We start from the raw sequence: 11,500 nt of genomic DNA, 5'->3' as shown, positions 1-11,500 counted from the left end.
TATTCCAGTGCGTAGGAAGGGTATCCCCGACTTCCGTTTCTCGAACAACAGTTCAACCATACAAGTGGAAAATTTTTAGTGTCTATTGCTCGACTTTCAGGATAATACACTATATCTGCAAAATCCCTCTGTCAGGAGTGGAGAAAATCCAATCCGGACTTCTTCTTTCAGAGAGCTTCAGACGTTGGATAGAAAGTTACTTTTGCAAAGGAACGTAAAGTCTGAGCTATCAATCAATATTTACATAAAGAATCACAAGATATCGTTCCCAACCTCCCTTGCCAGACTACTGCTTTTTATGCTGACATCATATCAAACGGGGCCAGGTGTTTCATCGTTCCTGCTTTTATTTAGACGAATGGATGTTTTATCCTATGTGCGAAGAAAAAGTTTCCTGGCCTTTTATTGAAACGTTGCAATAGCCCCAAATAATGCAAGATTTTATTCAAAATTTTTTAAGCGTCAGAGCTGCTTCGCTTCCTTCCTCCTGCCCGCAGCCATCAGTCCCCCGCCGATCCCAAAGGGCAGCACCCAGGTCGCGAACCGGAAGAGCAGGATCACGGGCAATGCCCTGCCTGAATCCGTAAAACGTGAAAAAAACAGCACAAAGACAAACTCCAGCGCCCCCGCCCCGGAGGGTGCCGGGATGATCCCGGAAAGCATATACGCAACTGCCATGAGCAGGATCGACTCTGCAAATGAAATCCCGATCTTTCCAAAAAGAAGGCTTGCAGGAATGGAATAAAAGAGCAGCATTTTCACGATCTGCAGCGCCAGGGCGCAAAGGCTCCGCCGCTTCTGTTTCAAAAAATCCTTTCCGGACTGGTTCAGCAGCCGGATCTGTTCCTTCCATTTTGAGAAGCGTTTTTCCCAGGACGGCAGCTTCCGCGTCAGCATTTCCAAAAGCCGCTCCGCCCAGGAAGCGATCCTGTCAGAAAGCGCCAGTGCTGTAAATACAAGGATCACCCCGGCTGTCACCCCGCAGCCTGCTGCCATAAACAGCGCATATTCCCGACAGACCGCCCTGGTATCTCCTTCTCTCCACAGCACCGCAAATCCAAACGTCCCAAGCAGCATGACGGCAGTCCTTTTCAGCATATACTGGATCATGGTCAGCACTGCGGCACTTCCGGCCTCCATCCCGTTTTTATGGAGGTAGTGGATCTCCGCAAATCCCGAACCGTTTCCCAACGTGATCATACGGTAAAATTCACATAAAAATGTGATCCTGATCCCTTGTCTGATCGAGAGAGAACCTGCCTGCCCTTCCTTTTGCCCGGCATTCTCATCCAGCGCCTCTGCCCGGACCGGATCCTGTACAGTGCGTGCCTGAGACTGCGGGCGCAATGGCGAATCCCGCTCACAAAAACCGGAGGGGATGACCGCCCCCGCCATACAGGCTATGGTCATCCCCTCCACAAAATACGCTGCCATGGACAGCATAGCGCTCATCAGAACCGCGGCCGGTTCGGCCTGCCGGATCCCCTGGAAGATCTCGGCCAGGGAATCCCGGTAGAAAAACGCTGCCGCCAGAAGCAGACAAAATATCAATATTTTACTGACCCGCTGCCATTTGACAGGTTTCATATTTTTCCTTCTCATGGTTTTCCTTCTTTCCCCTGCGGCTCTTTCCTGCTCCTGCCTTTCCGGCGCAGCCGATCTGAGATACGGTTTTCGAGGACCGGCAATTTTCATGCTGCTGATCCGTTTGTGATCTGCCCTCTTTCCACATCCGATCCGTGCATGATCCGCCTTCTCTCCACAGCCGATCCGCGCGTGATCTGCCCTCTCCCCACAGCCGGTCCGCGGCCGGCGCCCATCCTGCCGCATATTCATGACATTTTGCACAGAGATGCTCCGCGCTCTCCGGAGACTGCAGATCCGTCGAGCGGGCCCCGGTCTCCTTCACGATCCGTTCCAGGATCTCCGGATTTTCCAGCATCGGACAGGGACGCAGAGGATTGTCGTTGAAGGGCTGGTTTTCTCTGTAAGCCATGAACAACGGCTGCTTTAAGATCTCCAGCAGCGTATGGGTCCGGATATTCGCGTCCGAATAGTGGATGAATACGCATGGCTCCGCGTCCCCATTTGCATTGATGTGAAAATAATTCCGTCCCCCCGCGATGCAGCCGCCTACAAACTCCCCGTCGTTCTGGAAATCCATGGTAAACAGGCCTTTTCCGGTTGTCATGTTCCGGATCTCCCTGACCCGCGCCATCATCCGCACCCGCTGCTCCACAGTGGGAAGCAGCTCCACGGCGGCCTCATTTCCCACCGGCATATAATGGAAATACAGCGCATAGCGGCAGCCCTTTTCTACAAGCAGGTCCACAAATTCATTACTGGTCACAGCCTCTATGTTCCTGGAGGTATAGCAGATGGATGTCCCGAAGAGCAGGCCGTTCTCCTTGAGCAGCTCCATGGCATGCATGACCTTTCCGTAGACACCGTTCCCCCGGCGCAGGTCATTGACCGCTTCAAAGCCCTCCAGACTGATGGCCAGATACAGATTTCCGGCACGTTTCATCTCCTGACAGAACGCCGTATCCACCAGCGTTCCGTTTGTATAGGCCAGAAACGCGCAGTCATTGTGCTTTTCACAGAGCCGGATGAGATCCGCCTTCCGTACCAGAGGCTCTCCGCCTGTAAACATATAGAAATAGATTCCCAGCTCCTTACCCTGTCTGATCACGTCATCCATTTCCTCGAAGGAAAGGTTCAGCCGGTTTCCGTATTCCGCCGCCCAGCATCCGGTACAGTGCAGGTTGCAGGCGCTGGTCGGGTCCATCAAGATCAGCCAGGGGATATTGCACTGATGGATCCCCCGCATCTTTCGGATCGTCCTTGTCCCGTGAAAAAATGCTTCAAAGCCCAGGTTGAGCGCCGTCGTCCTGAGCACATGGGGATCCGTTTCCGCAAGGATCCGCCGTACATACCGGTTCAGTGTCCCTTCCCTGTCACAGATCCTCTCCCTGGCCCGTTCATAGTCAAACTCCAGCTTCGCGCCGCTCATATATTTCTGCATCAGGTCCAGAAGCCGCTTGGCATCCTGCTCCCAGTCCTTGTCCCTGTGTTGAAGCGCAATGTCGATCGCTTTACCAAATGCAGCCCTTCCTGCCTTGTGTGTCATTTCACTCATTAGTATATCCCTCCTGTAAAATAAATTCCTGCCTGATTCATTAAATTTTTGTACCTGTTCTTTCCATCCACTATAATTAATTTTTGCCCAATAAAAAATAGACACTTTCCCTTTGATGTCTGAAAATCAGACAATCCCGTGAAAATGTCTATCTAAAGCTTTTCCACCTGTACAGGTGGAAGCTTTTTTAATCCTGCTCTCCGGCGCTTCTGCGGATCACTTCCTCCAGCATTCCTTTTTTTAATTCGCACAGCCTGTAAAAATCCGCCTGGATGTCCTCCTTCATTCCTCCGTTCAGCCAGTCCAGCACCGCCCCGAAGCATTCCCATTTGTAATTACGGACCAGTACCCGCTTATCTGCTTCTTTCAGCCGGTATTCCGCGAACGCGGTGCTGATATAGGTGTCCACCACATGCTCGCACACCCTCCACAGATACCGTTCAAACAGATCCCTGTTCGCCGAGTAAAGGTGCATGGCAGCGCGCCGATTTTCCAGCGCAAAAGAAACCGCAAGATCAAGGCATTCTTCGATGGAGTCCACCGAAGGATGCTGCCGCACCATGGCCTCCGCTTCCTCCAGGATGATCTCCTCCACCATGGAAGGCAGATCCTGATAATGATAATAAAAAGAATTCCGGTTGATCCCGCAGTCCTCCACGATATCCTTGACCGTGATCTGGCTCACGGGCCGCTCATTCAGAAGCCTGATAAAAGAATTTCTTATGGCCCTTTTGGTAAACCCCGGCAAATCCAATCCCTCCCCCGCGTCCGTCAAATGGTGCTGCTTTATTGACCAGATGCCTTGCGGCAAAGCGCAAAGCACCGTGAACAGTAACGTCAAATACGCTTCACTCTGGTATCAGTATAGCGGTTTTCGGCCTGGGAGTCAATATGAACAGAAACCTAAAACTTGACGGCCGACATTCCTTTGCCTTATAATCAATAATGGATGCAAAGGAGGCCGATATGGAACAAAGAGAAGTGAAATTAGAACCTGTCGAAAAGGATTCCCTCTATCTGAAGATTTCCGATTCGATTTACAATTATATCCGAATGAACAATCTGCAGCCCGGGGACAAGCTCCCCTCCGAACGCGACATGGCAGCCATGCTGCAGACCAGCCGCAACTCGGTCCGGGAAGCATTGCGCATTCTGGAGGACCGCGGACTGATCTACGTCAAAACAGGGAGCGGCGTTTATATCAACACCCCTGACAGCGGAAAAAGCGTTCTGTCTGTCCGGCTGACGGATTTTACGCCTGGGGAATTGCAGGAGCTGCAGGATACCCTGGAACACAAGACCATTGTAAACGCAATCGTCCGCGGTACACCCGAGCAGAAACAGGAACTCCTCTCCCTTGCAATGGACATGCAGGAGGAATATCGGAAAAATATTTACAGCCATACACTGGACCACAGCTTTCACCATAAGCTCTATGAGATGGCCGGGAACTCTGTGATCCATCAGCTCATTGATAAGATCCGTGACGACCGGTTTATCCGGAGAGAAAGCGCCGCCAGCGAAAATGATTCGGTCTGGCTTTTTACGGTTCCGGAGCACCTGATGCTTGCCGAAGCCATCATACGCCAAGATACGGACTCTGCCCTTCGGGCAGTGGATGTAATCAACAATTACGGATTTTCTCTGATCTCTGAGGATACCGGGGAAGCCTGACGCTACAATTCACGGCCTGACCGGCCGCGAATTGTAACGCGTATGGCCCATGATAAAGCGTTCTTCGAAGCCGCAAAAGCAGGATTGCTGTTCGCCGCGGATCACACATTGACCCGATAGTGACCCGCGGCGGCTGTTGTCACGGTGCCGGATACCCGGCCCGCATGTAAAACAGCCGAAAAACAGCTTCCTTACGATTCCAGCTCATTTCCCGTAAGCTCCACATAATCCTCGTAATTGTCTCCGCCTTTCTGAATTTTCGCGATCCCGAAGCCCGTAAATCCCCAGATGATCGCAAAGATCACACCCGTGTAGCACAGGCATGCCCATGGCGCGTACTGTGCCGTAGGCACTCCCAGGGTAGAGGTCATATACACTCCGGCCAGCGACCAGGGTACCAGCGGCTCCACCACCGTGATGCTGTCCTCCAGCGTACGGGACAGGTTTTTAGTCTGCAGTCCCCGCTTAATGTATTCATCCTTGAACAGACCGCCGATCATCAGGAAGGTAACCGAAGCCTCTCCAATGACCGTGATGATGATCACGCCGAGAGCGGCCGTAACGGTGATCAGCTGTCCGGTGCTGTGGATGTGCTTCATGATCTGAGAAAGGATCACATCCAGACAGCCCGCGATCGTCAGCGCCCCGATAAACCCAAAGGCACAGAACGCCATCAGCGCCGTATTCATCATGGAAGACATACCGCCGCGCTGCAAGAGGTTCGGAACCTCTTTCACGATATTTTCCAGATCCACAGTCGGATTCACGAACATCTCCATCTTGAATCCGCCCACCATGCTGGCCGCACAGGTTTCAAAAGAAAATCCCTGAACAAACATGGCGATCAGGACTGCAACCGCGGAAGAGATGAACATAACCGGAATCGTGGGCTTCTTTTTTAAGGAACCGTAAATGACGATTACCGGCGGCACCAGAAGAAGCAGCCCCACAGGCATGCTCAGATTGAACAGCTGTGACAGCGTTTTGATAATCTCATCCACCTGCCCGATCGTACCGCTGCTGGCAAAGGAAATCCCGGCAATGATATAAACTGCGCAGCTTACAATAAATCCAGGCACCGTGGTATAGAACATATGCCCGATGTGCTTGTACAGGTTTGTGTTTGTGGCGATGGCGGACATGTTGGTGCTGTCGGAAAGTGGCGACATCTTGTCCCCGAAATAAGCGCCTGCCACGATCGCGCCGGCTACGGCCGGAAGGGGAGCGCCCATTCCCGCCGCCACGCTCATCAAAGCTGCTCCCACCGTTCCTGCCGCGCCCCAGGATGTCCCTGTGCTGACAGACAGGATCACGGTTACGAGAAAGGAGGTCACGATGATAAACCTTGGATTGATGATCTGCAGACCAATATAAACCAGAAACGGAATGGTACCGCTCACGATCCATGCGCCGATCATCAGTCCGACCGTGATCAGGATCATGATCGCCGGAAATGCTTTTGCCAGTTTATCAACGATCTCATTTTCCACATCCTTCCAGGTATGCCCCAGATACATGCAGAGTACGATTGTAAATGCCGCGCAGAGCAGCAAAAGTACCTTGATATCTACTTTAAAAATAATCAGCCCTGAAAACAGTACCACAAACATAAAAATCAACGGCAGGACTGCCAGCCCCAGACTCGGCGTTTTGATTGTCTTTTCGATTTTATTCTCTTCCATAATCCACCTCCATCATACCTTTTCCAATGCCTGCTTTAAGTCTTCGATCAGATTTTGAGCGCCCTCCAGGCCGCAGTGAAGCCTTACAATGCTCCGGTTGACTCCCAGGAAGTCCTGCTGCTCCTGGGTCCAGTTGTAAGTATACGCAATCGCAAGACTCTCGAATCCGCCCCAGGAACAGCCCCGCTCAAATATGTTCAGGGCGTCCACAAATCTGGCCGTCGCTTTCTCATCCCCGTCAATCTCCAGGCTCATCAGCCCGCACTCGCCCTTCTGCTGCTTTCTCGCAAGCTCATATTGGGGATGGGATTTCAGCCCCGTGTAATACACTTTTTTCACCTTCGGATGCTTTTCCAGATACTCCGCAACCTGCATCCCGGTTTCATAATGTCTCCTGATCCTCACATCCAATGTACGCAGGCCGCGAATTGCAAGCCATCCCTCCATCGGCCCCAGGATGCTCCCGAACCGGTCCCTCTGGATCATCAGCCCTCTCATCAGCTCCTCGTCCCTGGAGATCAGTACCCCTCCGGACAGGTCGCTGTGCCCGCCGATGTATTTCGTCATGGTATGCATGACAATGTCGATTCCCATATCCAGCGGTTTCTGGAATACCGGCGTGGAATATGTATTGTCAATATACGTCTTGATCCCGTGCTCCTTCGCCAGTTTTGCGACCCCCTCCAGGTCAATGACGGAAAACAGCAGGGTAGACGGGCTCTCCAAAATGATCAGATCCGTCTCCGGGCGGATTGCCTCTTCGAAATCCTCCAGCCTTGTCCCACGGACATAGGACACCGACACATTCATCTTTTCGATCAGGAAATCATCCAGCAGATGCTGCACCGGACCATAGCTTTCTTTCAGGCAGATGATATGGCTTCCCATCTTGCAGACTGCCATGATCGCCGCCGTACAGGCAGCCATCCCCGCGGAAAATGCAACCGCCCTGACGCCGTGCTCCAGCGCCGCCAGCTTCTTCTCCAGAATCGCAACCGTAGGATTCGATGCACGCCCATAGTAATATTCATCCTGAAAAATATCCACGGAAAAATATTCATCCACAGTGTCAAATACATGAAGTGAGTTCATAAAAATCGGCGGTGTCACAGACTTCATGTACTTGGACGGCTCCTCCCCCAGATGCGTCATGGCAAGCAGATCTTGATTTTCAGTTTCGGACATAATCCATTCCTCCTTTTCTTTTTGATAGGCTCTCGGAATCATGGCTGCCTGTCTCTTACCGCAGATCAAACAGCGAATACAGGATACCGTCAGACAGTCACTTTTCATACCTTTTAGAGCTTATATTGGTTCTGAGGTTCAGTGGTAGAACCAATTTAGCTTCATTATAATTTCGATGTAAAATCTTGTCAATATATTGTTCCTAAGTTCCATTTTTTTGGTGAATCCACACAAAACAGGGAGCTCATTTTTATGACATTTTCACAGTCATACGTCAACCTATGGAGTCAACATATACCATTCCCACTAATCCATATAACTTGTACTAAAATAACGCAAATATGATAAGCAACCTCTCTATTCCAACAGTTGCTGAACTATTAGAATTACCCGCTTTTGAAGGACATACGCTTCTTGCCGGCTGTAAGGGGCTTGATTTGCGTGTTTTGGGGATCAATCTGAGTGACACTCCTGATTACTATCCATTCATACGATCAAGGACACCGGAGGGCATATTGTCTTATTAAGCGCTCCTGGTGAAAACAGGAATCTTTCAGATTTAAACAGGCTGTGCGCCTTATTTTCCAGTAACGTAGCCAATCAAATTCCGCATTCTGTAATCGGATCCGTGTTCTTGATCACAGCCGCAACGATCATGTTCTCTGGTATCGATACGATCGTATCCGATGAACGTACTTTAAAAAATACCGTAATTGCCGGATCTACTCTGTCGATCGCAGTCATGCTTCCTTATCACTGCGCTTCTACATTTTCTGCTACTTATTAAAAAAGCAAATATAAACGGAACCGGAACCATTGCCGATATTTTGATTGACGAAAATGGGAAATATAAGGAAATTTTTGAAAACATAACCGCTTCTGACGGAACGAAAGTCATCGAAGCCAACAGTATGATGGCATGCCCCACCTTTGTCAATACTCATATGCATTTTGACAAAGCATATACGTCAGAGCTTTGGCAAAAAGAACTGGATCTCCAGTACGGAAGAGACTCTGGAGGACGAACCGCATACCCGTGGTGTCACACGGATCCGTGAAATGGTTGACATGGGGATCAATGTGATAACGGCACAGGATACCATTTGCGACGGCTTTCATCTATACGGAACCGGTGATCCATTGGATTATGGTCTGGTGGGATGCTACTGCGCACAGTACAACACACCGGAAACTGCACGCATTATGTGGGATATGCTTACTTCCGGATCTGCCCGCGCATTTGATCCGGATGCAAAATACGGCATTCAAATCGGAAATGATGCAGATTTAAATATTGTTGACGCTCCAAGCGTACATGGGGCAATCCGCATCCGTGCCTCCCACCCCTATATTCTCCGCAGAGGAAAAGTCATTGCCGGTTTCGAGCGTAAAGCGGCAATGCTGTAAATCGACATACTGAATCATCTTCTGAAGCGTTAAAAAAGTGTAAAGTCTTTAATCGTTCAATAAAGACTTTACACTTTCGTTTTATTTTTCGCCTGGTTCCGTGACTTCTAAAAGGATAGAATCAAATTCATTTTCAAGTTCATCTCTTTTTTCTTGCGGTACAAGTTTTAATAGTTTTCTTACAAAAACAGTTAATCTATTGATATATCGTAATTGTTTGTCGGTCATTTAATTGCCTCCCTTCTATTAAATATCATCTATGAGATACTCTCATTGTACCAAAATAAGATATGAGTGTAAAGCCTTTATTCAATTGCTAAAGCACACTTAGCAACATACGTGTTACTGTTCACACCCTTTGGGTGCTCCAGTAACAGTATCCAGCCTATTTTAAGTCGCCTTCGGCGAGAGGCTGGATATTATGGCAAATGTTACTTTATCGGCCGGACGCCGTGCAGCAGGGTGCACGACGCCGTGTGAACAGTAACCCACAAGGGGCCTGTTCTTTTTTTGTGAGATTTCTATATAGAAATCTCCGGCCGAATCCTTTATACTGAATCCTGTCACTTATACAATCCCGCCAATCTGCCCGGCATCTACGCAGATATGCGCCGATTCTGTACAGAACAGCAGCAATCCCACATTTAATTACCAGAGGTATTTCCCATGAACAGCTTTATGTTGGCTCTTTCCGTTGTTCTCCCTCTTGTCGTATATATGACAGTCGGAGGGCTGATACGCAGATTCATTTTTTTGGCTTGCCATTGATGTATAGCTCCTTTCAAATTTTGATAGATTTTTCTATCTCCCATAGCATAAACGATTCCAATCTAAAAGCAAACTATTTGGCGCAAAAAAATACCTTGCTTCTCTTTTGTTCACTGGCCGGGTAATGAACTGTAACGTAAAAAAGGGCAGCCCATCGGCCGCCCTGCCATTTTCAGCATTTCAAGCAAAGAGAAATACGATCTCAAACTCTATCTTATTTCAATTCCCCGGACGCCACTTTCCTTGCGATCTCCGCCTCATTCGCTTTCGCCTTTTCCCTCGTCATTCCCACACACAGGAAGAGGACCGCTCCGAGTACAAACAACGCTGCCGGCGCAAAGTTGATCACCATATCCATCCTCGTCAGCACTTCCGCAGAGAGATTCTCCGCATTTGCCACATACCCCACCGCGCTCAGCGCCAGGATTCCGATAGAACCGCCGATGGCATTTCCAAGCTTGGTGGAGAAGGAAACGCAGGACGCGATCACGCCGTCGGAACGCACGCCTGTCCTCAGCCAGTTGTCGTCAATGATCTCCGCGCTCAGCGTAAAGCAGGAAATGGAGATCAGGTTAGTCACGCCATACAGGAACCCGGAAGGAACGATCATGCCCACCAGATTGTTCTCGCCGATGATGAAGAAGAATACACAGCACAGGGCCTGTAAGATACAGCCCGCCGCGCCTACATATTTTTTGCTGAACCGGTTCAGCAGAAACGGAGCATAAAAGTTCACCACCAGCATCCCCGCCGACATGGCCGTTGCGAACCCTGCGATGAGCACCGGATTGCCCATGATATAGATAAAATAGTACGCCATGATACCGATTCGACCAAACAGTCCCGTCAAAAATGTAAGCATGGCCAGCATCAAAAATACCGCGTTCCGGTCTTTAAACGTATATTTGAAAGAGTTTACCAGGTTTTTCATGGTATCTCCGACACTCTCCTTCTTTCCGCTGCTTCCCAGGATTTCTTTTGTGGATGCAAAACATACCCAGAAACAGGGGATACATACAACAGAGAATACCAGCGCCGCCATAAAATATCCCTTTTCAGAAGAAGCTGATCCGCCTCCGAAATACAGGATCATCGGCATGGTCACCGCGCTGATCACCATCTGGATCAGGCCGGAGCCGATTCCCTTATACGCATTCAGCGCCACACGCTCTTCGTTCAGAGCAGTCATACAGTTTGCCACGCACTGTGTGGAAATGTTCACCGCCGTATACGCCATCCCGCAGCCGATATATGTAAATCCGCACCAGATCGCCTTCCAGCTGTTTGGAACGTCCAGATTCAAAAACGTAAGACAGTTAAACAGTGCCAATATCGGCGCGCCCCACAGAATATATGGACGGAAACGTCCCCATTTGGTATGGGTATTCTCCGCGATAGCCCCGAACATCGGGTCATTGACCGCATCCCAGATCCGTGCGATCAGCATGATCGCCGAAATAGCCACCGGGGTCAGTCCGACCACGTCCGTGTAGAATACGGTCAGATAAGAGCTGATCAGTGTCCAGGAACACTGGGAGCCGATCTCACCAAAGCTGTATCCGATCTTCGTGAGAACCGAAAGCTTTTTGTTTGCGTCTTCGTTTGCCTGTACGGCTGCATTTGCGTTTTCACTCATTTCTCTTTT

General features: G+C 49.9%; 10 protein-coding genes. 2 read left to right on the top strand and 8 right to left on the bottom strand.

The genetic code is table 11. The annotated features are described in order from the left end of the window. Positions 1 to 462: 462 nt before the first annotated feature. The 3 genes from ACTOY7_RS18170 to ACTOY7_RS18160 all read right to left on the bottom strand — a co-directional run bounded on the left by ACTOY7_RS18170 (position 463) and on the right by ACTOY7_RS18160 (position 3,887). On the bottom strand, positions 463 to 1,587 hold the full coding sequence (locus ACTOY7_RS18170; protein WP_482671266.1) for a lysylphosphatidylglycerol synthase transmembrane domain-containing protein: 1,125 nt from the start codon (positions 1,585 to 1,587) through the stop codon (positions 463 to 465). Continuing rightward, on the bottom strand, positions 1,556 to 3,139 hold the full coding sequence (locus tag ACTOY7_RS18165; protein WP_004076733.1) for a radical SAM/SPASM domain-containing protein: 1,584 nt from the start codon (positions 3,137 to 3,139) through the stop codon (positions 1,556 to 1,558). Before ACTOY7_RS18165 ends, ACTOY7_RS18170 begins: the two co-directional genes overlap by 32 nt. 187 nt (positions 3,140 to 3,326) lie before the next feature. Then, positions 3,327 to 3,887: a TetR/AcrR family transcriptional regulator gene (locus ACTOY7_RS18160; RefSeq protein ID WP_004076734.1), complete on the bottom strand. Its 561-nt coding sequence runs from the start codon at positions 3,885 to 3,887 to the stop codon at positions 3,327 to 3,329. Positions 3,888 to 4,105: 218 nt separating this feature from the next. Here ACTOY7_RS18160 and ACTOY7_RS18155 point away from each other — a divergent pair, with 218 nt between their 5' ends. Then, the gene (locus tag ACTOY7_RS18155) at positions 4,106 to 4,813 is read left to right on the top strand and encodes a FadR/GntR family transcriptional regulator (RefSeq protein ID WP_004076736.1); all 708 of its coding nucleotides are present in this window, start codon (positions 4,106 to 4,108) and stop codon (positions 4,811 to 4,813) included. A 191-nt stretch (positions 4,814 to 5,004) separates the two neighbouring features. Here ACTOY7_RS18155 and nhaC read toward each other — a convergent pair whose 3' ends face one another. The 3 genes from nhaC to ACTOY7_RS18140 all read right to left on the bottom strand — a co-directional run bounded on the left by nhaC (position 5,005) and on the right by ACTOY7_RS18140 (position 8,424). After that, positions 5,005 to 6,495 (bottom strand): Na+/H+ antiporter NhaC, encoded by a 1,491-nt coding sequence (gene nhaC, locus ACTOY7_RS18150; RefSeq protein WP_004076738.1) that lies wholly within the window; start codon positions 6,493 to 6,495, stop codon positions 5,005 to 5,007. A gap of 12 nt (positions 6,496 to 6,507) precedes the next feature. Next, on the bottom strand, positions 6,508 to 7,680 hold the full coding sequence (locus ACTOY7_RS18145; RefSeq protein ID WP_004076740.1) for a trans-sulfuration enzyme family protein: 1,173 nt from the start codon (positions 7,678 to 7,680) through the stop codon (positions 6,508 to 6,510). Between the two features lie 600 nt (positions 7,681 to 8,280). Further along, positions 8,281 to 8,424 carry a hypothetical protein gene (locus tag ACTOY7_RS18140; protein WP_160282676.1) on the bottom strand — a complete coding sequence of 48 codons (144 nt, stop codon included), beginning with the start codon at positions 8,422 to 8,424 and terminating at the stop codon, positions 8,281 to 8,283. A 186-nt stretch (positions 8,425 to 8,610) separates the two neighbouring features. On the opposite strand from ACTOY7_RS18140, the gene ACTOY7_RS18135 reads away from it, so the two are divergent. Further along, positions 8,611 to 9,087, top strand: coding sequence for an amidohydrolase family protein (locus ACTOY7_RS18135; RefSeq protein WP_482671265.1), 477 nt, complete (start codon positions 8,611 to 8,613; stop codon positions 9,085 to 9,087). A gap of 81 nt (positions 9,088 to 9,168) precedes the next feature. Here the strand turns inward: ACTOY7_RS18135 and ACTOY7_RS18130 are convergent, their stop codons facing one another. Both ACTOY7_RS18130 and ACTOY7_RS18125 read right to left on the bottom strand, forming a co-directional pair. Further along, positions 9,169 to 9,315, bottom strand: coding sequence for a hypothetical protein (locus ACTOY7_RS18130; RefSeq protein WP_004082482.1), 147 nt, complete (start codon positions 9,313 to 9,315; stop codon positions 9,169 to 9,171). Positions 9,316 to 10,069: 754 nt separating this feature from the next. Continuing rightward, a complete protein-coding gene (locus ACTOY7_RS18125) occupies positions 10,070 to 11,491 on the bottom strand; it encodes an MFS transporter (protein ID WP_160282674.1) in 1,422 nt (473 codons plus the stop codon). Between the last annotated feature and the right edge of the window lie 9 nt (positions 11,492 to 11,500).

Source organism: Schaedlerella sp., assembly GCF_056796775.1.
The sequence above is the reverse complement of the archived record's forward strand: the minus strand, read 5'-3'. Positions and strand labels throughout refer to the sequence as shown.